Consider the following 23,912-nt stretch of genomic DNA (forward strand, 5'->3'; position numbering starts at 1 on the left):
CGGCGGCACGGCGACGCGTACGAAACCAACGTCTGAGAAGAGGCAAGAAGAATGAGCTCCCACCAAGGGGCAGCTGCCGCAAGTCCGTTCAAGCAACCACGCGCCGTGTGGGCGGTCGCGTTCGCGTGCGTGGTGTCGTTCATGGGCATCGGGCTCGTCGACCCGATCCTCCCGGTGCTCGCCGAGGAGCTGGCCGCGACGCCCGCGCAGGTGTCGCTGCTGTTCACCAGCTACCTCGTGGTGACCGCCGTGGCGATGATCGGCGTCGGCTGGGTCTCCAGCCGGATCGGCGCCAAGTGGACGCTGATCCTCGGCCTGGTGCTGATTGTCGTGTTCGCCGGTCTGGCTGGGACCGTCGACGGTGTCGACGGCATCGTCGGCTTCCGGGCCGGCTGGGGTCTGGGCAACGCGCTGTTCATCTCCACCAGCCTCGCCGTCATCGTCGGCTCCGCGACCGGAGGGTTCGCGGGGGCGATCATCCTCTACGAGACCGCGCTCGGCCTCGGCATCGCGGTCGGTCCGCTCCTCGGCGGCGTCCTCGGTGGCATCTCCTGGCGCGGCCCGTTCTTCGGCGTCTCCGCGCTGATGGCGATCGCGCTGGTCGCCACGCTGGTCTTCCTGCCGCCGACGCCCAAGCCGGAGAAGAAGGTCAGCCTGCTCGCGCCGCTCGCCGCACTGCGCCACCGCGGGCTGCTGACGATGGGCATCATGGCGCTGCTCTACAACTGGGGCTTCTTCACGCTGCTCGGCTACGCGCCCTACCCGATGGGCCTGCACGACCCGCTCCAGCTCGGCTGGGTCTTCTTCGCCTGGGGCATCCTGGTCGCCGTCTTCGCCGTGTGGGGCGCGCCGTGGGCGCAGCGCCGCTTCGGCACCGCGCCGACCCTCTACGTCAACCTGCTCGGTCTCGGGGCCCTGCTCGCCGTCATCGGCCTGGGCGTCTCCTCGCCGACCGTGGTCATCGTGGCCGTGATCCTGTCCGGCATCTTCGTCGGCCTCAACAACACGCTGACCACCCAGGCGGTCATGCTGGTCTCGCCGGTGGAGCGGCCGATCGCGTCGTCGGCCTACGGTTTCGTACGCTTCATCGGCGGCGGTCTGGCACCCTTCGCCGCGGGCAAGATCGCCGAGGCGACCGACCAGTCGGTGGCCTTCTACGTCGGCGCCGCCGCGTTCCTGATCGCGATCCCCGTCCTGGCCAGCGGCCACCGGCTGATCACGGCCGCCGAGTCGGCCGAGACCGCCGAGCCGGTCGCGCCGACGCTCGAGCCCGTCGGACCGGTCCGTGGTGAGGGCCGCCCCGTGCTGGTGGCCGTCGGCGCCACCCTCGACGCCGACGCGGTCGTCGACCGGGCGGCCGAGATGGCCGCCGCCGAGGGCGCGCCGCTCGAGGTGGTCCACGTCCGCGAGACCGACGTGGTCGAGGAGCTGGCGATCGACGCCGAGGAGCCGGAGATGGCCGCCGCGACCGTACGCGCCCACCTGGACCGCCTCGCCGCCCGCGGCGTGACCGCGACCGGCCTGGTGCTGCACAGCGTCGGCGACCACGCCAGCGCCGGGATGGTGCTGGCCAGGTACGCCACCGAGGCCAGGGTCAGCACGATCGCGCTCGGCTCCTCGCCCCGCGGTCGTGCCGCCCAGCTCGCCGACGGCTCGATCACCTCTGCGGTCGTGCGGAACGCCGGCGTACCTGTCGTGCTCGTCGTTCCCGGCCAGGAGCCGCACGAGCTCAGCGCCGCAGCGTTGACCCAGCTACGCCACGCCTGAACGCCACGCCAGGGTCGGCCCGGCGGGACCTGGTCCCGCCGGGCGGATAACCTTCGCCAGGTGAGCAGTGCGTACGAGACGGCGGATCCCAAGAGCCCGACCCGCCCGCGAGTGACCGAGCCGGTGACGCTGGCCGAGCTGGCCGGCGAGTTCGGCCTGGAGGTGCGCGGCGAGGCCCGTGTCACCGGAGTCTCGCTGAGCTCCCAACGGGTGCTGCCCGGCGATCTCTACGCCGCCCTCCCCGGGAGCCGGGCGCACGGCGCCAGCTACGCCGCCAGTGCCGTCGAGGCCGGCGCGGTCGCGGCGCTCACCGACGCCGCCGGCGCCGCCGAGCTGGTGGCCCAGGGTCTCGGTGAGCTGCCCGTACTGCTCGTCGAGAGACCGCGTACGGTGCTCGGCGCGCTCTCGGCCCGCGTCTACGGCAACCCCTCGGGCAGGCTGCGGCTGATCGGGGTCACCGGCACGCAGGGCAAGACGACGACCACCCGGCTGGCTGAGAGCGCGCTGCTCGACGCCGGCCACCGCGCCGGCGTCATCGGCACCGTCGGCACCCGGATCGGCGGGCGCGACGTGAAGACGCCGCTGACCACGCCCGAGGCTCCCGACCTGCACGGTCTCTTCGCCCGGATGGTCGAGGAGGGGACCGAGGCGTGCGCCATGGAGGTCTCCTCCCACGCGCTGGTGATGGGCCGCGTGGACGGGGTCGTCTTCGATGTCGCCGTCTTCCTCAACCTGGGCCGCGACCACCTCGACTTCCACGAGACGGTCGAGGACTACTACGCCGCGAAGGCCGACCTGTTCACCTCGGAGCGGGCGATGTTGGGCATCGTCAACATCGACGACGAGCACGGCCGCCGCCTCGCCGCCGAGGCGACCATCCCGATCCTCACCTACGCCCTTCACGACGACACCGCCGACTGGCGCGCCACCGACGTCGAGCTGCGCCCCGACGGCTCCACCTTCACCGTCCACGGCCCCGACGGCCTGGAGTTCCCGGGCGCCAGCCCGCTGGCCGGCGACTACAACGTCAGCAACACCCTGGCCGCTTTGGCGAGCATCCACCACGCGTACGGCGACGAGACGGTGGTGCGCGACGTCGCGACCGCCCTCGCGAAGGGCTCCGGTGTCCCGGGCCGGCTCGAGCGGATCGACGAGGGCCAGCCGTTCACCGTCGTGGTCGACTACGCGCACAAGCCGGACGCGGTCGAGGCCGCGCTCGGCACCCTCCGTCCGCTGACCGAGTCCCGGCTGATCGTGGTGATCGGTGCCGGGGGAGACCGCGACACCGGCAAGCGGCCGATCATGGGGGAGATCAGCGCGCGGCTGGCCGACCACGTGATCGTCACCGATGACAACCCGCGCACCGAGGACCCGGCGAGCATCCGGCGGCAGGTGCTCGAGGGCGCCACCGGCGGGTCCGCGAGCGTCGAGGAGATCGGCGACAGGCGGGCCGCGATCGTCCGTGCGATCAGCCTCGCCGAGCCCGGTGACATCGTCGTCGTCGCAGGTAAGGGGCACGAGACGGGCCAGGAGATCAACGGCGTCACGCACCCGTTCGACGACCGCGAGGTCGTCCGTGCGGCGTTGGCCACACAGTGATCGATGTGCTGATACGGCGGGGTGCCGCAGAGCCGGCGAACCCGTAGGGAAGAATGCCGGGGGCCGGTGTCTTCGCTATGCACACCGGCCCGGGGGCAAGGACATGGAACGGCATGGCAAGGAAGGCACCCGGCTGACATGAGAGCGATCTTGCTGAGCGGAGCGATTGCGCTTCTGTTCTCGCTGCTCGGCACCCGATTTGCGATCGTACAGTTCACGAAGTTGGGCTACGGCCAGGAGATCCGCGAGGACGGCCCGACGACCCACCGCACCAAGCGCGGCACCCCGACCATGGGTGGCGTCGCGATCGTGATCTCGGTCGTCGTGGGCTACTTCGCGGCCAAGCTGTTGACCGGGGACGCCCCGAGCGCGACGGCCTATCTGCTGCTCTTCCTCTTGGTGGGCATGGCCGCGGTCGGCTTCGTCGACGACTTCATCAAGGTCTTCATGCAGCGCAACCTCGGTCTGCGCGCGTGGTCCAAGATGGTCGGGCAGACGCTGGTCGCGGTGGGCTTCGGCGCGGTGGCGATCCACCCCGGCCTGGCCAACGCCGACGGCATCACGCCGGCGGCGGACCAGCTCTCCTTCATCCGTGACTTCGGCCCACACTTCCTCGGCGGCGACGGGATCCTCTACTGGCTCGGTGGCGCCCTGCTGCTGGTGATCTTCTGGATCATGGTCACCGGCACGTCCAACGCCACCAACCTCACCGACGGCCTGGACGGGCTGCTGGCGGCGTCTTCGGCGATCGTCTTCGCCGCCTACACGATCATCTCGATCTGGCAGAACAACCAGCGCTGCGGCCGACCGAGCGTCGAGATCGGCACCTGCTACGAGGTGCGCGACCCGCTCGACATGGCGATCCTCGGCGCCGCGATCAGCGGCGCCTGCATCGGCTTCCTGTGGTGGAACGCCAGCCCGGCGAGGATCTTCATGGGCGACACCGGCTCGCTCGCGCTCGGCTCGGTGCTGGCCGGCTTCGCGATCCTGTCGCACACCGAGTTCCTGCTGATCATCCTCGGTGGCCTCTTCGTCACCGAGACGGTCTCGGTGATCCTGCAGACGGGCTGGTTCAAGATCACCCGCAAGGTGACCGGGACCCCCAAGCGCATCTTCCGGATGACACCGATCCATCACCACTTCGAGATGCTCGGCTGGGAACAGGTGACCGTGGTGATCCGTTTCTGGATCATCACCGGCCTCTGCGTCGCGGCCGGCCTGGGAATCTTCTACGCCGAATGGGTGGCGACCATCTGATGGACCTCACAGAACTCGACAAGCTCGGCCGCAACGACTCCTGGGAGGGCGTGAAGGCGGTCGTGGCCGGCTTCGGTGTCTCCGGTTTCGCCGCAGCCGACAACCTCACCCACCTGGGTGCCTCGGTGATCGCGCTCGACGAGTCGCCCGGCGACGAGGAGCGCCAGGAGAAGGCCAAGCTCCTCGGCATCCTGGGTGCCGACGTACGCCTCGGCGAGGGCGCCACCCACGTGCTGCCCGACGACGTCGACGTCGTGGTCACCTCTCCCGGCTGGAGGCCGACGGCTCCGCTGCTCGCCCAGGCGCGCGAGCGCGGGGTCCCGATCTGGGGAGAGGTCGAGCTCGCCTGGCGGCTGCGCGACCCCGACAACGCCGCCCCCTGGCTGGCGGTCACCGGCACCAACGGCAAGACCACGACGGTGCAGATGCTCGACAACATCCTGCGTACCGCCGGGCTCCGGTCCGTCGCCGTCGGCAACGTCGGCCTGCCGATCGTCGAGGCCGTGATGGACCCCGAGCCCTACGACGTCTTCGCCGTGGAGCTCTCCTCCTTCCAGCTCCACTACACCTCCTCGATGGGCGCCGAGGCCGCCGTCGTCCTCAACATCGCCGAGGACCACCTCGACTGGTACCCCTCGATGAAGGAGTACGCCGCCGACAAGGGCCGCGTCTACGAGGGCGTCGAGCGGGCCTGCGTCTACAACGTCGCCGACGAGGCCACGCTGCACCTGGTCGAGGAGGCCGACGTCGTCGAGGGCGCCCGCGCGATCGGCTTCACCCTCGGCACCCCGGCGGTGGGTCAGCTCGGCATCGTCGAGGACATCCTGGTCGACCGGGCCTTCATCGAGGAGCGTCAGACCTCCGCCGCGGAGCTGTGCCAGATCTCCGACCTCGCCTCCGCCGCGCCCCACTACGTCCAGAACGCGCTGGCCGCGGCCGCGCTCGCCCGGGCGCACGGTGTCTCCCAGGCCGCCGTACGCGACGGGCTGAAGTCGTTCCGTCCCGACGGCCACCGCATCGAGGTCGTCGCCGAGGCGGGCGGCGTCACCTGGGTCGACGACTCCAAGGCGACCAACCCGCACGCCGCCCAGGCCTCGCTGCAGGCCTACGACCCGGTGATCTGGATCGCCGGCGGGCTGGCCAAGGGTGCCCGCTTCGAGGACCTGGTCGCCTCCATCCACGACCGGCTGCGGGCCGTCATCCTGATCGGCCAGGACCGCGACGTGATCGCCTCGGCCCTCGCCGCCCACGCCGGCGACCTGGAGATCGTCGAGCTCGACGACCCCGACGGCGTGGCCGCTCTCGCGGAGGCCGTCGAGATCGCCGCCGCGCTGGCCAAGCCCGGCGACACCGTGCTCCTGGCCCCCGGCTGCGCCAGCCAGGACCAGTTCCGCGACTACAAGGCCCGCGGCGACGCCTTCGCCGACGCCGTACGCCGCCAGGTCTAGGTCGCTGGTCTCGACACGCCTCCGCCTAGCGGCTCCGGCGGCTCGACCGGCGTGAGGGCGACACGCGGGGGAGATGCGCGGCGAACGTAGAGACGGCGGCGAGAATGTAATGGACGTACGTCGCACCGCAACTGGGAGGTAGGCCGTGACGACCACCAGCCCCGACCAGACCGGTTCCGGCTCGGCCGAGCAGGCCAAGGCGTACCCGAAGTCGGTCCTCGGCTACCTCAAGGCCTGGTTCCACGCGCTGAGGGTGGCGCTGAACCGGCCGCTGGCCGCCTACTACCTGCTGCTCACCAGCACCGCGCTGCTGCTGACCATCGGGCTGATCATGGTGCTGAGCGCCTCGAGCGTGTGGGCCTACCAATACATGGGCAACTCCTACGCGATCGTCGGGCGCCAGGTGCTCTGGGTGATCATCGGCATCCCGTGTGCGTTCATCGCCTCCAGGATCAGGCCGAAGCACCTGCGACGGCTCGCCTGGCCGGGATACGTCGTCGCCTGCGTGCTGCTCTTCCTGACCATCTTCTTGGGCCACGACGTCAACGGGCAGCAGAACTGGATCGGGGCCGGCCCGGTCAAGATCCAGCCGAGCGAGATCGCCAAGCTGGGGATGGTCCTGTGGGCCGCCCACGTCTACGCGCTCAAGGAGCGCCGGCTCGACAGCCTCCACGAGGTGCTGATGCCGGTCCTGCCGGGCATCGCGCTGGCCACCGGGCTCGTCCTTGCCGGCCGGGACCTCGGCACGGCCCTGGTCTTCTTCGCGATCGTGCTCGGGATGCTGTGGGTGGTCGGGGCGCCCGGGCGGCTGTTCGGGATGGCGATCTCGATCATCGGCGTCTCGGTGCTGTTCCTGATCAGCACCGACACCGAGCGGCTCGCCCGGCTGACCAGCTTCGCGGACCCGTTCAAGGACTACCACGGACAGGGCTGGCAGCCCTCCCACGGCCTCTACGCACTCAGCTCGGGCGGCATCCTGGGCCAGGGGATCGGGGCCTCGCAGCAGAAGTGGGGCGACCTGCCCGAGGCCCACACCGACTACATCTTCGCGGTGCTGGGCGAGGAGCTCGGCCTGGTCGGCACCCTGCTCGTCGTCGGCCTCTTCCTGACCCTCGCGTTCGCGCTGGTCAAGGTCGCGCGCCAGACCGACCGGCCGTTCGTACGCTACTTCAGCTTCGGCGTGCTGGTCTGGCTGCTGGGCCAGATGATCATCAACGTCGGCATGGTGCTCGCGCTGCTGCCGGTCATCGGCATCCCGCTGCCGCTGGTCTCCTACGGCGGCTCCGCGCTGATCCCGTCGATGGTGGCGCTGGGCGTCGTGATCGGCTTCGCCCGTCGTGAACCGGCGGCAGCCGCGGCGCTGAAGCAGCGTAAAGCCTTGGCAAAGGATCGGGCCCGCCAGGCAGCCGCTTACCGGTCCGCTCAACGCAACCGCTAAGTTCGGACGCATCATGAAGGCCCTCCTCGCCGGTGGTGGCACCGCCGGACACACATCCCCCCTGCTCGCCACGGCTGATGCCCTGCGCCGTCTGGACCCCAGCGTGGAGGTGACCTGCCTCGGTACGCCTCGCGGCCTGGAGAACCAGGTCGTTCCCGCCGCGGGCTACCCGCTCGAGCTGATCCCCCCGGTCCCGATGCCGCGCCAGCTCAGCAGCGACCTGCTGAAGGTGCCGGTCAACCTGAAGGGCGCGGTCGACGCGACCTACGAGGTGCTCGACCGAATCCGGCCCGACGTGGTCGTCGGCTACGGCGGGTACGTCTCGATGCCGGCCTACCTCGCCGCGAAGCGGCGCCACATCCCGATCGTCGTGCATGAGGGCAATGCCATGCCGGGTCTCGCCAACAAGGCGGGAGCCCGGGTTGCCGACCGGGTCGCGGTGAGCTTCCCGGACACCAAGCTGCCCAAGGCCGAATACATCGGGCTGCCGATCCGCCGGATGATCTCGACGATGGACCGCTGGGCGCTGCGCGCCGAGGCACGCAGCTTCTTCGGGCTCGACCAGCACCGCCCCACGATCGTGGTCACCGGTGGCTCACAGGGCGCCCGGACGATCAACGAGTCGGTCTCCGGCGCCTACCCAGCCCTGGCCAGCAACGGGATCCAGGTGCTCCACGTGATCGGCCCGAAGAACGAGCTGGCCTCGCCCGGCCCCGGCTACCACGTGCTCAACTACGTCGACCGGATGGACCTCGCGCTGGCCGCCGCCGACCTGATGATCTGCCGCTCCGGCGCCAACTCGGTGATCGAGGCGAGCGCCGTCGGGGTCCCGGCCGTCTACGTCCCCCTCCCGATCGGCAACGGCGAGCAGGCCCTCAACGCCCGCGCCGTCGTCGATGCCGGTGGCGCCGTGCTCGTCTCCGATGCAGACATGAGCGCCGCCTGGGTCACCAGCCACGTACCCCCGATCGTCACCGACCGGGCCCGGCTCGAGGCGATGTCGAAGGCCGCCAGCGACCTGGTGCCACGCGACGCCGACGAACGGCTGGCTCGGATGATCTTCGAGGTCGTAGCAGGAGGCAGGTCATGAGAGTTCCCGTTCCCGAGCACATCCTGCCCGCCGAGCAGCTGGGCAGGGTCCACTTCATCGGCATCGGCGGTGCGGGCCTGTCCGCGATCGCCCGGGTCATGCTGGCCCGCGGGATCGAGGTCTCCGGCAGCGACGGCGCCGACTCGTCGATGGTCGCGGCGCTGCGCGAGGAGGGTGCGACCGTCTACGTCGGCCACGCGGCCGCGCAGGTCGACGGCGTCGACACGCTGATCGTCTCCACCGCGATCCGCGAGGACAACCCCGAGTACGTCGCGGCCGTCGAGAAGGGCCTGCGGATCTACCCACGCTCGGCCGGTCTGGCCTCGGTGATGGAGGGCCGCCGCGTCCTCGCCGTCGCCGGCACTCACGGCAAGACCACCACCACCTCGCTGCTGACCGTCTCCCTGCAGGCCGCGGGCGCCGCGCCGACCTACACCGTCGGTGGCGAGCTGGCCGCCTCGGGCACCAACGCCGCCGAGGGTTCGGGCGACCTGTTCGTCGCCGAGGCGGACGAGTCCGACGGCGCCTTCCTGGTCTACAAGCCGTACGCCGCGGTCGTCACCAACGTCGAGGCCGACCACCTCGACCAGTGGGGGACCGAGGAGGCCTACCGCGAGGGTTTCGCCCAGTTCGTGGGGCGGCTGGCTCCCGACGGGTTCCTGGTCGCGGTCATCGACGACCCCGGCGCCGCCGACCTGCGTCACGTCGCCCACTCGCTCGGCCGCCGCTTCATCGGCGTCGGTGAGTCGGAGCTGGCCGACGTACGCGCCGTCGACATCGTCCTGGAGGGCACCACCTCCTCCTTCACCGTCGTCGACGGGCTCGACGAGCTGGGCCGGATCACGCTGCAGATCCCCGGGCGCCACTACGTCGCCGACGCGTTGGCCGCTCTCACCGTCGGCCTGCGTCTCGGTCACTCCTTCGACCTGCTCAAGGCGGGGCTGGAGTCCTTCACCGGCACCCGGCGGCGGATGGAGCGCAAGGGGGAGGCCGCAGGCGTACGCGTCTACGACTCCTACGCCCACCACCCCTCCGAGATCGCCGGCGACCTCGTCTCCGGCAGGTCCGTGGCCGGGCAGGGGCGGCTCATCGTCGCGTTCCAGCCGCACATGGTCTCCCGCACCCGGATCTTCGGCGAGGAGATGGGCCGCGTGCTCGGCGCCGCCGACGAGGTCGTCGTCCTCGACGTCTACCTCGCCCGCGAGGACTACGACCCCGAGGTCACCGGCAAGCTCGTCGCCGACGCGGTGCCGCTGCCGCCCGACCGGGTCGTCAGCGTCGCCGGGCTCGAGGAGGCCGCCGCCGAGCTGGCCCGCCGCGCCCGACCGGGTGACCTCGTTCTGACGCTCGGGGCAGGTACCGTGACCGAGGTGGGCCCGATGGTGCTCGCCAGGCTACGTACGGCAGGGCAGTAACGCTGGGGGAGGCGAGCATGGGGGACAAGGGGTCGGACGCCGAGATCGCCGAGGCCTTGGAGATCGCCCGATCAGCGTCCGGGGAGCGCGAGATCGACCTCGACTCGGAGGAGGCCAAGGCCGGGGCTGAGTCGAGCACCGAACCGGAGCCGAAGGCGGAGCCGGAGGAGTCTGAGGACGAGCGTGCCGCGGTCGATCCTGCGACTCTGAAGAGCCGCAAGGCCTTCGCCCGCCGCCAGTGGCGCCGCCGCTGGCTGGCGTGGCGCTATCTGATCGTCGGCACCCTGGTCATCGCGCTCCTGCTCGGCGGCATCTGGGCGGTCTACTTCTCCACCTGGCTGCAGGTCAAGGGCACCTCGGTGCACGGCTCGATGAAGATGACCAGCGCGAAGCAGGTCGTCGAGTTCGCGGCCGTGCCGGTCGGCGAGCCGCTGGCCACGGCCGACCTCGAGGCCGTGCAGGTGCGGGTGCTCAACGGGCTGCCGATGGTGCGCTCGGTCAACGTCTCGCGCGAGTGGCCCGACAAGATCCGGGTCGACGTCACCGAACGTACGCCGGTGGCCGTCGTCTCGATCGGCGGCCGGCTCCGTGCTCTCGACGAGACCGGCACCGTCTTCTGGGACTACAAGAAGGCGCCGCGAGGTCTGCCGATGGTGAACACCGTGACCGGCACCAACTCCGACGCCCTCCGCGAGGCCGCCGCGGTGGCCTCCGCCCTCCCGGCAGACCTCGCCAAGTCGGTCGACCACGTCGAGGTGACCACCGTCGACTCGATCTCCCTGGAGCTGCGCAACGACAAGCGGGTGGTGTGGGGGAGCAGCGCCCAGTCCGACACCAAGGCCGACGTGCTGGTCGCGTTGATGAAGGCCGAGCCCGACGTGGCCCGCTACGACGTCTCCGTGCCCGGCCAGCCGGTCACCAGCAAGAGCGTCGGCTGATCCGGCGTAGGGATCTTCCCTACCGGACGGCAACGGATGGGCACAACTGATCCGCGTCCGCGTGTCGCGCCAGTTTGAGGACGTACGTCTGCCTACTGTTCTGAGAACGGCGAGGTTGACATAACTATAACCCTCAGGTTGAGGGTAAGGGTTGAGAACCAGCCGTAAGTACCAACCAGCGATCGAAGGGGCGACCACCGTGGGAGCTGCACAGAACTATCTGGCGATCATCAAGGTCGTCGGCATCGGTGGCGGCGGCGTCAACGCTGTCAACCGGATGATCGAGGTCGGCCTCAAGGGGGTCGAGTTCATCGCCATCAACACCGACGCCCAGGCGCTGCTGATGAGCGACGCCGACGTCAAGCTCGACATCGGTCGCGAGCTGACCCGCGGTCTCGGTGCCGGCGCCAACCCGAGCGTGGGGGAGAGCGCCGCCGAGGACCACGCCGACGAGATCGAAGAGGTCATCAAGGGCGCCGACATGGTCTTCGTGACCGCCGGCGAGGGTGGCGGCACCGGCACTGGTGGCGCCCCGGTCGTGGCCCGCATCGCCCGCTCCCTCGGCGCCCTGACCATCGGTGTGGTGACCCGGCCGTTCGCCTTCGAGGGCCGTCGTCGCGCCAACTCCGCCGAGGAGGGGATCAGCAAGCTCCGCGAGGAGGTCGACACCCTCATCGTCATCCCCAACGACCGGCTGCTGTCGATCTCGGACCGCAACGTCTCGGTGATGGACGCCTTCCGCCAGGCCGACCAGGTGCTGCTGCAGGGTGTCTCCGGCATCACCGACCTGATCACCACGCCCGGCCTGATCAACCTCGACTTCGCCGACGTCAAGTCGGTCATGTCCAACGCCGGCTCGGCGCTGATGGGCATCGGCTCCGCGCGCGGTGACAACCGCAGCGTCGAGGCCGCCGAGATGGCCGTCTCCTCGCCGCTGCTGGAGGCATCGATCGACGGCGCCCACGGAGTCCTGCTCTCGATCGCGGGCGGCTCCGACCTCGGCCTCTTCGAGATCAACGAGGCCGCCGCGCTGGTCGCCGACGCGGTCCACCAGGAGGCGAACATCATCTTCGGCGCGACCATCGACGACGCGCTCGGCGACGAGGTCCGGGTCACCGTGATCGCAGCCGGCTTCGACGGCGGCATGCCCAAGCGCCGCGAGGGCCAGTCGGCGCTCGGCAGCGTGCAGGGCCGCTCCACCGGCTCCCAGTCCGCCAACAACGGCGAGACCGCCGCGGTGGCCGCCGCGGTCGCGACCCGCCGCGCAGAGGAGGCCGAGGAGACCCCGGCAGCCGCGCCGGCCAAGCCCGCCCCGGCTCCGGCGACGCCTCCGCCCGCGGCTCCGCCGGCCGAGCCCGCTCCGGTCGCCAAGAAGCCCGCTCCGAGCGTCCAGTACAGCGATGACGAGCTCGACGTTCCCGATTTCTTGAAGTAGGTCCCTCGCTTGTATTCGTTCCGAGCCTCAGCAGGCCTCGTCGACCTGGCATTCACCGACAGGTACGGCGGGGTCAGTCTCGCTCCGTACGCCGAGCTCAACCTGGCGGTCAACGGCTCGGACTCGCCGGAGGCGAAGGCCGAGAACCATCGGCTGCTGCTGGCCGACTTCGCCGACGGCGCGCCGTACGCCGACCTCTACCAGGTCCACGGCAACACGGTCGTCGACGCGGAGTGCGGCACCCGCCCCGAGGCGGACGGGATCGTCACCACCGAGCGTGACCTGGTGCTGCTGGTCCGCACCGCCGACTGCGTACCCGTGCTGTTCGCGGACGAGGCGGCCGGGGTCATCGGCGCGGCGCACGCCGGACGCAAGGGGATGGCGGCCGGGGTCGTGCCCGAGACCATCGCCCGGATGCGCGCGCTCGGCGCGACGCGGATCAGCGCCTGGGTGGGGCCGCACGTGTGCGGCAAGTGCTACGAGGTGCCTGCCGAGATGCAGGAGGAGATCGCCGCGGCCGAGCCGGCCGCGCGCGCCACCACGAGCTGGGGCACCCCGAGCCTCGACGTCGGCGCCGGAGTGCTCGCCCAGCTGGCCCGCGAGGACGTCGAGACGGTCGACGCCAGCCGCTGCACGCGCGAGTCCGACGACCTCTACTCCTACCGCCGCGACGGTGCCGGCATGTCGCTGGGCGCCCTGATCCGGCTGCGAGGTGCCTGATGGCGACCGATCGCGCCGATGAGATCGCCGCGGGGCTCGCCGAGACCCGCGAGCGGATCGCGATCGCCGCCAAGGCCGCCGGTCGCCCCGCCGACGACGTCCACCTGGTCGTGGTCACCAAGTTCTTCCCCGCCTCCGACGTACGCATCCTGGCCGGCCTCGGTGTCACCGACGTCGGCGAGAACCGCCACCAGGAGGCGGCGGCCAAGGCGGCCGAGTGCGCCGACCTCGGTCTGCGCTGGCACTACATCGGCGGACTCCAGTCCAACAAGGCGGCCGCCGTGGCCGGCTACGCCGACGTGGTCGAGTCCGTCGACCGGCCCTCGCTGCTGCCCCGGCTCAGCCGTGGCGCGGGCGAGCGCGGCCAGATCCTCGACGTGCTCCTGCAGGTGTCCCTCGACCCGCCCGGACGCGAGGGTCGTGCCGGGGCGGACCCCGGTGACGTACGCGACCTGGCTGCTGAGGTCGAGACGACCGACGGGCTCCGGCTGCGGGGCCTGATGGCGGTAGCGCCTCTCGGTGAGGAACCGGAGCCGGCATTCGTCCGGCTCGCGCGGATCCGGGAGGACTTCCTGGTCGAATATCCCGAGGCGACGGTGCTGTCGGCGGGGATGAGCGGCGACCTGGAGCAGGCGATTGCCCATGGCGCGACACACGTACGTGTCGGGTCTGCGGTCCTCGGAGAGAGGCCAACTGTCAAGTAATGTCTCGGACAGCAATACTTTGGGGAAGGTGGGAACATGAGCGGCGCGATGCGCAGGTTCGGTGAATACCTCGGCCTGCTCGAGGACACCGGTTACGACGACGATGTCTACGAGGGCGACGACGACGAGACCCGCTCCCACGAAGCCGTCAAGGCGCCGGTGCGGTCCAAGCAGTCCCGTCCGGCTCCGGTGGCTGACCTTTCCGAGCGGCGACGAGCAACGGTGGTGCCCGCGGTGACCGAGCTTTCCAAGATCATCACGCTGACCCCGACGTCCTACAACGAAGCGCGTCAGATCGGCGAGAACTACCGCGACGGCACGCCGGTGATCATGAACCTCACCGAGATGAGCGATCCGGACGCAAAACGGCTCGTCGACTTTGCGGCCGGCTTGATCTTTGCTACCTATGGGAACATCGAGAGGGTCACCAACAAGGTGTTTCTTATCTCACCTGCGAACGTTTCGGTCACGGCTGAGGCCAAGCAGAGGATCGTTGAGGGCGGCTTCTTCAACCAGAGCTGAGGCCTTCGACACCTGCTCGTGGGTGGCTGGATGCGGTCCGCATCTGGCATGTCTACGGACAGGCGCTAGAGTTTCGACAGCATTACCTGATGCCGCCCCCCGGCGGTGCAGTCCGTACGTCTGAGTCAACCGAGTAATGAATGGGTGAGGTCATGCCGCTGACGCCAGAGGACGTGAGCAACAAGCGCTTTACTCCCGTCCGGCTCCGCGAGGGCTACGACATGGGCGAGGTGGACCAGTTCCTCGACGAGGTCGAGGCCGAACTGGCACGTCTCACCCGGGAGAACGACGACCTTCGCGGGAAGTTGGCATCTGCGCAGTCGGGTGGGGGTCCGTCCTTCCCGATGGCTCCCGAGCCGCCTGCTCCTGAGCCGATGCCGGCTCCTGAGCCGGTCTCGCACCAGATGCCGATGTATCAGGAGGCACCGCAGACCGGCGGCATCGAGACGATCCGGGTCGAGACCGTGCCGGAGGCGTCCAACGCCGCCGCGCGCCTGCTCGAGCTGGCCACGCGCAACCACGACGCGCTCATCGACACCGCCAAGAACGACGCCGACAAGATCGTCGGCGAGGCGCGGACCAAGGCCGAGCGTCTCGAGGCCGAGTCGAAGTCGAAGGCCGACCGCATGGAGGCCGACGCGCGCACCCGTGCGCAGATGCTCGACAGCGAGACCGCCGAGCGTCGCCAGCAGCTCTTCGGCGAGCTCGAGCGCGAGAAGGACAATCTGACCACCGAGGTCGACACCCTGCGCAACTTCGAGCGTGAGTACCGCTCCCGCTTGAAGAGCTACTTCACGCAGCAGCTCGACGCGCTCAACAACTCGGCTGAGTCACAGGCGCCCGTGATGGCCGCCGCCGTCAACGAGTCGGGCCCGGCGCCCAAGCGTCTGCGCTCCATCCTGGGGGAGGACGAGGGCTGAGGTCCTCGTAGTCAGGCTTCCATCGGCCGGTCCCGCTTCGCGGGGCCGGCCGATGCGTACGTCCGCTGCGTTCCTTCCGGAGCCGCGCCGGCTCCGACAGGAACGCGTTGTAGCAGGTGAGGCGGGTCCTGTAAGTCGATTTCGGAGTTTTTCCGCGCTGCGGACCAATATGCGTGGAGTTTCGGTGTGTTAGTTGAGTGGAGCCGAATCCCGGGCTACATTCCGGGCACGCACTCCGCACCGACTCGGCGGCGCGAAGTGACGGCAGGAGAAAGGGGACTCCATGTCTGTACCGATGAGGTGTCGCGCCAGCGCGGCAGTCGGGTGCGTCCATGTGGCGACGCCCGAGCTTTCTGGGAATACCAGCTCCTACGTCACGGCTTCCACGTCGGTGGCCGCGGCGAGCGCCTAAGCCAAACCTGACCACCGTGCGGCCCGGGGGGCCGTGTCTCACACCAGAAAGCGAGTGCCGTGCCTAAGAAAGCAACCAAGACTGTCGTCTCTCCTGACCAGCTGAAGGTCAAGGACGGCGAGGACCCGTGGACGAAGGATGAGCTCAATGAGGTCATCGACGAGCTTCACGAGATGAGGGCTCACAGCCTCGAGGTGCTCACCGCTCTCGAAGCCGAGCTCTCCGGCCTGATGAAGGACTCCGGCGACGGCGCCGGCCAGGACCAGGCCGACATGGGCGCGACCAGCTTCGAGCGTGACCACGAGCTGACCGTGGTCAACAGCGAGAAGGACAAGCTGGCCCAGATCGAGCGTGTCCTGGGATACCTCGAGGACGGCTCGTACGGCATCTGTGAGTCGTGTGGGGAGCCGATCGGCAAGATGCGGCTCATGGCGTTCCCGCGTGCCACACTGTGCATGACATGCAAGCAGCGCGAGGAGCGTCGCTGAGCGACGCACATACCGGTCCTGAGTCCGACGTGCGCCCTGTTCGGTGGGCCGAGTTCGCGACCGTCGCAGTGTTTCTGCTGGTCATCGACCAGATCACGAAGCTCTGGGCGGTCGCGACGCTCGTTCCCGGGCAGCCGCAGGAGCTGATCGGCTCGGTTCTCCAGCTCAACATCATCCGCAACCCGGGCGCGGCCTTCTCGACCGGGACCGGCTACACCTGGGTGTTCACGACGCTCTCGATCGCGGCCACGATCGGTGTGCTCTGGTTCGCGCGCCGGGTGCGCCACCGGGGCTGGGCCATCGCGCTCGGCATCCTGGTCGCCGGCATCAGCGGCAACCTGGTCGACAGGCTGATGCGTGAACCGGGCTTCTACGTCGGGCACGTGGTCGACTTCCTGCAGCTGCCCAACTGGCCGATCTTCAACGTCGCGGACATGTGCATCAACGTCGCCGCGGTGCTGATCGTGATCTTCTCGTTCAAGGGGATCGGGCTGGACGGGTCGATCGACGGCGGTGCCGCGGACAAGTCCGATGACACCTCGGACGAGCCCGAGGGCGAGAAGAAGTGAACTTCGGTCACGCCGACCAGCGCACGCTGCACGTCCCGGACGGTCTGGAGGGGGAGCGGGTCGATGCCGCCATGGCGCGGCTGTTCGGGCTCTCGCGCACCCGCGCGGCCGAGCTGATCGCCGAAGGGCTGGTGACCGTCGACGGCTCGGTCGTGGCCAAGAGCGACCGGGTCAGTGCCGGGTCGATGCTCGACGCGACGATCCCGTCGCAGGCAGACCCGCTGGAGATCAAGCCCGAGATCGTCGAGGGCATCAAGATCATCTACGACGACGACGCCTTCGTGGTGATCGACAAGCCCGTCGGCGTGGCCGTCCACCCCTCGCCGGGCTGGCAGGGGAAGACCGTCGTCGGTCACCTCGTCGCGGCCGGCTTCCGGATCTCCACCTCGGGGGCCAAGGAGCGCGAGGGCATCGTCCAGCGCCTCGACGTCGGCACCTCGGGCGTGATGGTGATCGCCAAGTCCGAGCACGCCTACTCCGTCCTCAAGAACGCGTTCCGGCAGCGTACGGTCGACAAGACCTACCACGCGCTGGTCCAGGGCCACCCCGACCCGCTCGAGGGCACGATCGACGCGCCGATCGGGCGCAACCCGAAGTACGACTACAAGTTCGCGGTCCGTGCGGACGGGCGTCACTCGGTGACCCACTACGAGACGCTCGAGGCGCACCGGTTCGCCTCGCTCCTCCAGATCCACCTCGAGACCGGGCGCACCCACCAGATCCGGGTGCACATGTCGGCGCTGAAGCACCCCTGCGTCGGCGACCTCACCTACGGCGCCGACCCGGCCCTGGCGCGGCGCGTCGGGGTCGAGCGGCAGTGGCTGCACGCGGTGAAGCTCGGCTTCGAGCACCCGGAGACGGGTGAGTACGTCACCTTCGAGTCGACCTACCCCGACGACCTCCAGCACGCGCTCGATGTCATCCGCGACTCCCACTGAGACGGTGCTCCGCCCGGCGGAGTCCGAGGACATCGCCGAGATCGTCCGCACCTACGTCGAGGCCCGTGCCGCCGCGCCGATGCCGGCGCCGATCTACCCCGAGTCGGACATCCGGGAGTGGCTCGCGGTCAAGGTCCTGGCGCCCCAGAAGGGTTCGCAGGTCTGGGTCGCGGAGGTCGACGGCGTCGTCTCGGCCTTCGTCGCCTTCACCCCGACCTGGCTCGACGACCTCTTCGTCCACCCCCGCGCCCAGGGCGCCGGCCTCGGCACCATGCTGCTCGACCTGGTGAAGTCGCTGACCCCCGACGGCTTCGGCCTGTGGGTCTTCGAGATGAACACCCCGGCGCGAGCCTTCTACGCCCGACACGGACTGCGCGAGGTCGAGCGCACCGACGGCTCCGCCAACCAGGAGAAGACCCCCGACGTACGGATGGCCTGGCCCTGACCCGCCGAGAAGTCGCTTCCGTCGGCCGAGACGTCACTTCTGTCGGCCGAGATGGCAACTCACGCGGCCGAATCGTTCCCTGTGGCGACCGAGTCGGCCCCGATCCGACGCGTGCGTCGCAGCCACCGGTCGGCCAGGACCATGCCGACCGGTGGCCCGACGAGCGTGAAGATGCTGCGGAATGCGTCGGGAGGATCGGCGAGCTCGCCGCCGGGTAGCAGCCCGAGAAGAACCGCCGCGAGCATGAGAAGGCTGAAGCCGAGGAGCCGATCGGAGGGGTCGTTGGCGCGTACGACCTGCCACAGGGCCCCGACGGCGATCCAGGCCAGCGCTGCGAGTGACGTGGACTGCGACTCCGAGAGCCACCGCGGGTCGACGAGATGGAGCCCGAAAGCGACCAGGATGACCACCACCAGGATCCAGCGGGCCCGAGTCGTGTCGGGCTTCGATGTGGAGTCAGTGGACGGGGGCACGGCGAGAGTGTGGCATGTCGGGAACCGGCGCGCCGGCAGAACGGCCGAGGCGTCACTTACGTCGGGCGAGATGGCACGCCGATGCCTACTCGGCCGACGTTCCTGACGTCTCGGCCTGCAGATGTGACATCTCGGCCGCGATGAGGGCGATCTCGCGCGGGCCGACGCGGCAGCAGCCGCCGACGTACGCAGCCCCGGATCGTGCCCAGGAGAGGGCCTCTCCGGGTCGGAAGTGAGGGGTGCCGGTCCAGGCGCCGTCGGCGTAGGTCTCCCCGGTGTTGGGGTAGACGACGGCGGGCTCGCCGGTGGCGGTGGCGAGCTGGACGGCGGCGGGTACGTCGGCCGGGTCGCAGCAGTTGACGCCGACGGCGACCACCGAGCGGATGCCGGCGGCCAGGGCGAGCGCGTCGGCCAGGGGCTGGTCGGCGCGGGTGCGGGTGCCGGCGCAGGAGTAGGAGAACCACACCGGGAGACCGATGTCGTCGAGGAGGTCGACGAGCACCTCGGCCTCCTCGATGTCGGGGATGGTCTCGACCGCGATGAGGTCGGGGTCCTCGGTCTCGAGCAGGGCCAGCCGGGGCGCGTGGAAGTCACGCAGCACGGCCGCCGAGACGCCGTAGCGGCCGCGGTACTCGGACCCGTCGCCCAGGTAGGCCCCATAGGGTCCGACCGAGGCGGCGACCAGGCGTCCGGGAGCCTCCTCGGCGACCTCGCGCGCGACGCGGACGCTGCGGCGCAGCAGCTCGGTGGCGTACGTCTGGGTCATCCCGGCCTCCACGAAACCGGGCACGCTGGCCTGGTAGCTGGCGGTCGTGGCGACGTCGGCGCCGGCGGCGAAGTAGGCGCGGTGGACCGCGGCGATCTCCGCGGGTGACTCGTCCAGCAGCCGGGCCGTCCACAGGGTCCCGGAGACATCGTGACCGCGTGCTTCCAGCGCGTTGGACAGGCCGCCATCGAGGATCGTCACCACAACTCAAGACTGTACGGCCAGCCGCCCGAAAAACTGTCGGTGGCGCCAGATAGTCTGTAGTCCTTCCCCCAGGTCGTCCGTTTGAGCACGGGCTCCTGCGCCCGCTCCATCCGTTCGACCTCGAGGAGGGCTCCACGCCAATGGCGGCCGGCTCCAAGGACTCTTTCGTCCACCTGCACGTCCACACCGAATACTCGATGCTGGATGGTGCCTCGCTCCTCGATGGTCTCTTCAAGCGGACCAGCGAGCTCGAGATGCCGGCGATCGCGATGACCGACCACGGCAACATGCACGGGGCCTACGACTTCTGGAAGAAGGCGAAGGCCCACGACGTCAAGCCGATCATCGGGATCGAGGCCTACATCACGCCGAACACCCCGCGCTCGGAGCGCAAGCGGGTGCGGTGGGGCAAGGGCGACCAGGCGCAGGAGGGCGGCGACGACGTCTCGGGTGGTGGCGCCTACACCCACATGACGATGTGGGCCGAGTCCACCGAGGGGATGCACAACCTCTTCCGGCTCTCGAGCCGCTCCAGCCTGGAGGGCTACTACTTCAAGCCGCGGATGGACAAGGAGATCCTCGCCGAGCACTCCAAGGGGATCATCGTCTCCACCGGCTGCCCCTCCGGCGCGATCCAGACCCGGCTGCGGCTGGGTCAGTGGGACGAGGCGCTCAAGGAGGCCGGCGAGCTGCAGGACATCTTCGGGAAGGACAACGTCTTCCTCGAGCTGATGGACCACGGCATCTCCATCGAGAAGCGGGTCCGCGACGACCTGCTCAAGCTCGGCAAGGCGATGAACATCCGCCCGGTCGCGACCAACGACTCCCACTACAACAACCCCGAGGACGCCGCCGCCCACGAGGCGCTGCTGTGCGTCCAGTCGGGCAGCCGGATGACCGAGCCGCCCTACTCCAAGGGCGGCAAGCGGTTCGCGTTCGAGGGCAGCGGCTACTACATCAAGACCGCCGCCGAGATGCGCGAGCTGTGGGGCCAGCAGGACCTGATCGAGGCCTGCGACAACACCCTGCTGATCGCCGAGCGCTGCGACGTCCAGTTCACCGAGTCGACCGGTGGCTACATGGCGCTCGCCGACATCCCCGAGGGCGAGACCGAGGAGTCGTGGCTGCGCAAGGAGACCTGGCGCGGCATCGAGCTGCGCTACCCGGGCGAGAAGACGACCCAGGAGGTCCGCGACCGCGTCGAGTTCGAGATCGACGTCATCCTGCAGAAGGGCTACCCGGGCTACTTCCTGGTGGTCGCCGACTTCATCCAGTGGTCCAAGGACAACGGCATCCGGATCGGACCGGGCCGTGGTTCCGGTGCCGGCTCGATCGTGGCGTACGCGCTGCGGATCACCGACCTCGACCCGCTCGAGCACGGACTCTTCTTCGAGCGGTTCCTCAACCCCGAGCGTCCCTCGATGCCCGACTTCGACATCGACTTCGACGACCACCGCCGCGGCGAGACGATCAAGTACGTCACGGAGAAGTACGGCGCGGAGAAGGTCGCCCAGATCGCCACCTTCGGCCGGATCAAGGCGAAGCAGGCGATCAAGGACGCGGCCCGCATCCTCGACCACGGCTTCGCGATCGGCGACCGGATCACCAAGGCGCTGCCGCCCGACGTGATGGGCAAGGGCGTCCCGCTCAAGGAGCTGTTCAACCCCGACCACAAGCGCTACGGCGAGGGCGGCGACTTCCGGGCCCTGCACGACACCGACCCCGACGTCCGCAAGATCTACGAGACCGCGCTCGGCCTCGAGGGCCAGATCCGACAGACCGGCATCCACGCCGCGGGCGTGATCATGGCCTCCGAGCCGATCATCGACATCGTCCCGCTGATGGAGCCCAAGCAGGACGGCCAGGTCGTCACGCAGTTCGAGTATCCGACCTGCGAGGCGCTCGGCCTGGTCAAGATGGACTTCCTGGGCCTCTCCAACCTCCACACCCTCGAGGACGCGCTCGGCAACATCCGCGCCAACCGCGGCATCGACCTGGTGCTCGAGGACGTCCCCTTCGACGACAAGCCCACCTACGAGCTGATGCAGCGCGGCGACACGCTCGGCGTCTTCCAGCTCGATGGTGGTGGCATGCGCGCGCTGCTGCGCTCGATGCTTCCCGACCGGTTCGCCGACATCACCGCGGTCTCCGCGCTCTACCGGCCGGGCCCGATGGGCGCCGACTCCCACAACAAGTACGCCCACCGCAAGAACGGCCGCGAGCCGATCGTGCCGATCCACCCCGAGCTCGAGAAGCCGCTCGAGGAGGTGCTGGGGGAGACGTACGGCCTGATCGTCTATCAGGAGCAGGTGATGTCGATCGCCCAGGTCCTGGCCGGGTTCTCGCTCGGACAGGCCGACAACCTGCGCCGCGCGATGGGCAAGAAGAAGAAGGCCGAGCTCGACAAGCAGTACGCCGGCTTCCAGGCCGGCATGCTCGAGCGCGGCTACTCCCAGAAGGCGATCGACACGATCTGGGAGATCCTGCTGCCGTTCTCCGACTACGCCTTCAACAAGTCGCACTCGGCGGCCTACGGCGTGGTCACCTACTGGACCGCCTACCTCAAGGCCAACTACCCGACCGAATACATGGCCGCGCTCTTGACCTCGGTCAAGAACGACAAGGACAAGATGGCGATCTACCTCAACGAGTGTCGCCGGATGAAGATCGCGGTGCTGCCGCCCGACGTCAACGAGTCCGCCCACGACTTCACCGCGGTCGGCAGCGACATCCGCTTCGGCCTCACCGCGGTCCGCAACGTCGGCGCCCAGGTGGTCGACGGCATCGTCGAGGCCCGCACGTCCAAGGGCCGGTTCGAGGACTTCAACGACTATCTCTCCAAGGTGCCCGAGCGGGCCTGCAACAAGCGCGTGATCGAGTCGTTGATCAAGGCCGGTGCCTTCGACGACATGAAGCACCGCCGCCGCGCGCTGGTGGCGATCCATGAGACCGCCGTGGACCAGTACATCGACATCAAGCGCAACGAGGCGATCGGTCAGGACTCGCTCTTCGGCGGCCTCGACGAGGACGGCGGCGACGGCTTCGGCGTCTCGGTGGCCATCCCCGACATGGACGAGTGGGACAAGATGACCCTGCTCGGCCATGAGCGGGAGATGCTGGGTCTCTACGTCTCCGACCACCCGCTGATGGGCCTGGAACACGTCCTCGCCAACGGCACCGACTGCACCATCGGCCAGCTGATGACCGACGAGACGCGGCCCCACAACACGACCGTCACGGTCTCCGGGCTGGTCACCAACGTCAACCGGCGCATCACCAAGAAGGGCGACGCCTGGGCGACGGTGACCCTGGAGGACCTCGAGGGTTCGGTCGAGGTGCTGCTCTTCCCGTCGTCCTACCAGCTGGCCGCACCGCATCTGGTCGAGGACTCGATCATCCGGGTCAAGGGCCAGCTCTCCCGCGACAAGGACCAGCCCGAGCTGCGTGGCCAGGAGGTCACCGTCCCCGACCTGACCGGCGGCCCGGGTGCCGCCGGGGGACCGGTGGTGATCTCGCTGCCGTCGACGCGGTGCACGCCGCAGGTGATCGCGTCGCTGCGTGACGTACTGACCACCTATCCCGGAGTAGCCGAGGTCAGGCTACGGTTGATGACCCGGGACGCGACCCGGGTCATGAAGCTCGATGACCGGCTACGGGTGGCACCGACTCCCGAGCTGTTCGCCGACCTCAAACAACTCCTCGGACCAGGATGCCTGACAATCTGATCGTGCCGCCGCCGCCCAGTCTCTACGCGACCGGCCACCGCTCCGCCCGCCCCGACCTGTCCCGCCCGGTGCTGGTCCAGGTGGCCATCATCGTGGCCGCATTCGTCATCGGCGGCCTGGTGGCCGGGCTCGCGGCGGCGACGTTGTGGACCCCGCCGACCGGGATGGTGCTCGAGGACAAGTGGTACCGCGGGCTCATCTCGATCGACCCGCCCGCCATCGGGCAGAACATCGATCAGGGCGTCTTCGCCGCGACCGCCTGGTTCTCGGTCTGTGCGATCGTGCTCGGCCTGCTGGTCGGCATCGCGGCCGCAGTCTGGCTCAACCGCTCCGAGCTGGTCACCCTGGGCGCGCTGATCGTCGGCGGTTCGATCGGTGGCGGCCTGATGCTGCTGGTCACGTCGCTGCTCTCGCCCGAGGACCCCCATGGTCTCGCCAAGGGTGCCGCTGATGGCACCGTGCTCGAGGACAGCTTCCAGCTGGCCTCGCCGTGGCTGATCCTGCTCGTCCCGGGCTCGGCGATGCTGGCGCTGATGGTCATCTTCCTGATGTGGGCGCCGCACCCTCCCGCGGATCACGAGCTCGACGGGCAGCAGGCCGCGACCGAAAGGTAAATTCGGCGGACAGCCGCCTTCTGGG

At 69.5% G+C, this 23,912-nt stretch carries 21 protein-coding genes; 19 read left to right on the forward strand and 2 right to left on the reverse strand.

Annotated features, from left to right (window positions below; translation table 11 throughout):
• The first annotated feature begins 51 nt into the window (after positions 1–51).
• The 17 genes from ACIO3S_RS23570 (at position 52) to ACIO3S_RS23650 (ending at position 18,105) form a co-directional block, all read left to right on the forward strand.
• Positions 52–1,767: an MFS transporter gene (locus ACIO3S_RS23570; protein ID WP_400468088.1), complete on the forward strand. Its 1,716-nt coding sequence runs from the start codon at positions 52–54 to the stop codon at positions 1,765–1,767.
• Between the two features lie 138 nt (positions 1,768–1,905).
• Entirely contained in the window at positions 1,906–3,366 is a 1,461-nt protein-coding gene (locus ACIO3S_RS23575; protein ID WP_400468462.1) for a UDP-N-acetylmuramoyl-L-alanyl-D-glutamate--2,6-diaminopimelate ligase, read from the forward strand.
• A gap of 138 nt (positions 3,367–3,504) precedes the next feature.
• Complete coding sequence (gene mraY / locus ACIO3S_RS23580) at positions 3,505–4,623, forward strand: phospho-N-acetylmuramoyl-pentapeptide-transferase (protein WP_160024331.1); 1,119 nt, start codon at positions 3,505–3,507, stop codon at positions 4,621–4,623.
• Entirely contained in the window at positions 4,623–6,071 is a 1,449-nt protein-coding gene (murD, locus tag ACIO3S_RS23585; RefSeq protein ID WP_400468089.1) for a UDP-N-acetylmuramoyl-L-alanine--D-glutamate ligase, read from the forward strand. Before mraY ends, murD begins: the two co-directional genes overlap by 1 nt.
• Before the next feature lie 145 nt (positions 6,072–6,216).
• Positions 6,217–7,509 (forward strand): putative lipid II flippase FtsW, encoded by a 1,293-nt coding sequence (ftsW, locus tag ACIO3S_RS23590; RefSeq protein WP_400468090.1) that lies wholly within the window; start codon positions 6,217–6,219, stop codon positions 7,507–7,509.
• Positions 7,510–7,522: 13 nt separating this feature from the next.
• Positions 7,523–8,599, forward strand: coding sequence for an undecaprenyldiphospho-muramoylpentapeptide beta-N-acetylglucosaminyltransferase (gene murG / locus ACIO3S_RS23595; protein WP_400468091.1), 1,077 nt, complete (start codon positions 7,523–7,525; stop codon positions 8,597–8,599).
• Positions 8,596–10,014 (forward strand): UDP-N-acetylmuramate--L-alanine ligase, encoded by a 1,419-nt coding sequence (murC, locus tag ACIO3S_RS23600; protein WP_400468092.1) that lies wholly within the window; start codon positions 8,596–8,598, stop codon positions 10,012–10,014. Before murG ends, murC begins: the two co-directional genes overlap by 4 nt.
• A gap of 17 nt (positions 10,015–10,031) precedes the next feature.
• Positions 10,032–10,952, forward strand: coding sequence for a cell division protein FtsQ/DivIB (locus ACIO3S_RS23605; RefSeq protein ID WP_400468093.1), 921 nt, complete (start codon positions 10,032–10,034; stop codon positions 10,950–10,952).
• A gap of 199 nt (positions 10,953–11,151) precedes the next feature.
• A complete protein-coding gene (gene ftsZ / locus ACIO3S_RS23610; RefSeq protein WP_400468094.1) occupies positions 11,152–12,387 on the forward strand; it encodes a cell division protein FtsZ in 1,236 nt (411 codons plus the stop codon).
• 9 nt (positions 12,388–12,396) lie between these two features.
• A complete protein-coding gene (gene pgeF, locus ACIO3S_RS23615) occupies positions 12,397–13,107 on the forward strand; it encodes a peptidoglycan editing factor PgeF (RefSeq protein WP_400468095.1) in 711 nt (236 codons plus the stop codon).
• The gene (locus ACIO3S_RS23620) at positions 13,107–13,811 is read left to right on the forward strand and encodes a YggS family pyridoxal phosphate-dependent enzyme (protein WP_400468096.1); all 705 of its coding nucleotides are present in this window, start codon (positions 13,107–13,109) and stop codon (positions 13,809–13,811) included. The genes pgeF and ACIO3S_RS23620 overlap by 1 nt, the downstream gene beginning before the upstream one ends.
• Before the next feature lie 36 nt (positions 13,812–13,847).
• Positions 13,848–14,333, forward strand: a complete 486-nt coding sequence (locus ACIO3S_RS23625) for a cell division protein SepF (protein WP_160024322.1) — start codon at positions 13,848–13,850, stop codon at positions 14,331–14,333.
• Positions 14,334–14,485: 152 nt separating this feature from the next.
• Positions 14,486–15,253, forward strand: a complete 768-nt coding sequence (locus tag ACIO3S_RS23630; protein ID WP_229788310.1) for a DivIVA domain-containing protein — start codon at positions 14,486–14,488, stop codon at positions 15,251–15,253.
• Positions 15,254–15,724: 471 nt separating this feature from the next.
• On the forward strand, positions 15,725–16,153 hold the full coding sequence (locus ACIO3S_RS23635; protein WP_160024321.1) for a TraR/DksA family transcriptional regulator: 429 nt from the start codon (positions 15,725–15,727) through the stop codon (positions 16,151–16,153).
• Entirely contained in the window at positions 16,126–16,722 is a 597-nt protein-coding gene (gene lspA, locus ACIO3S_RS23640; RefSeq protein WP_400468097.1) for a signal peptidase II, read from the forward strand. The genes ACIO3S_RS23635 and lspA overlap by 28 nt, the downstream gene beginning before the upstream one ends.
• Positions 16,719–17,660 carry an RluA family pseudouridine synthase gene (locus ACIO3S_RS23645; protein WP_160024319.1) on the forward strand — a complete coding sequence of 314 codons (942 nt, stop codon included), beginning with the start codon at positions 16,719–16,721 and terminating at the stop codon, positions 17,658–17,660. Before lspA ends, ACIO3S_RS23645 begins: the two co-directional genes overlap by 4 nt.
• The gene (locus ACIO3S_RS23650; protein ID WP_400468098.1) at positions 17,638–18,105 is read left to right on the forward strand and encodes a GNAT family N-acetyltransferase; all 468 of its coding nucleotides are present in this window, start codon (positions 17,638–17,640) and stop codon (positions 18,103–18,105) included. Before ACIO3S_RS23645 ends, ACIO3S_RS23650 begins: the two co-directional genes overlap by 23 nt.
• Positions 18,106–18,164: 59 nt before the next feature.
• On the opposite strand, the gene ACIO3S_RS23655 is transcribed toward ACIO3S_RS23650, so the two are convergent.
• A complete protein-coding gene (locus ACIO3S_RS23655; RefSeq protein WP_400468099.1) occupies positions 18,165–18,578 on the reverse strand; it encodes a hypothetical protein in 414 nt (137 codons plus the stop codon).
• 85 nt (positions 18,579–18,663) lie between these two features.
• Positions 18,664–19,545, reverse strand: coding sequence for a homocysteine S-methyltransferase (gene mmuM, locus ACIO3S_RS23660; protein WP_400468100.1), 882 nt, complete (start codon positions 19,543–19,545; stop codon positions 18,664–18,666).
• 143 nt (positions 19,546–19,688) lie between these two features.
• Between mmuM and dnaE the strand changes: the two genes are divergently transcribed.
• Positions 19,689–23,273 carry a DNA polymerase III subunit alpha gene (gene dnaE / locus ACIO3S_RS23665; RefSeq protein WP_400468101.1) on the forward strand — a complete coding sequence of 1,195 codons (3,585 nt, stop codon included), beginning with the start codon at positions 19,689–19,691 and terminating at the stop codon, positions 23,271–23,273.
• A complete protein-coding gene (locus tag ACIO3S_RS23670; RefSeq protein ID WP_400468102.1) occupies positions 23,258–23,887 on the forward strand; it encodes a hypothetical protein in 630 nt (209 codons plus the stop codon). The genes dnaE and ACIO3S_RS23670 overlap by 16 nt, the downstream gene beginning before the upstream one ends.
• The last annotated feature ends 25 nt before the right edge of the window (positions 23,888–23,912 follow it).

It is taken from the genome of Nocardioides sp. NPDC087217, from assembly GCF_044744805.1.
Taxonomy (GTDB): domain Bacteria; phylum Actinomycetota; class Actinomycetes; order Propionibacteriales; family Nocardioidaceae; genus Nocardioides.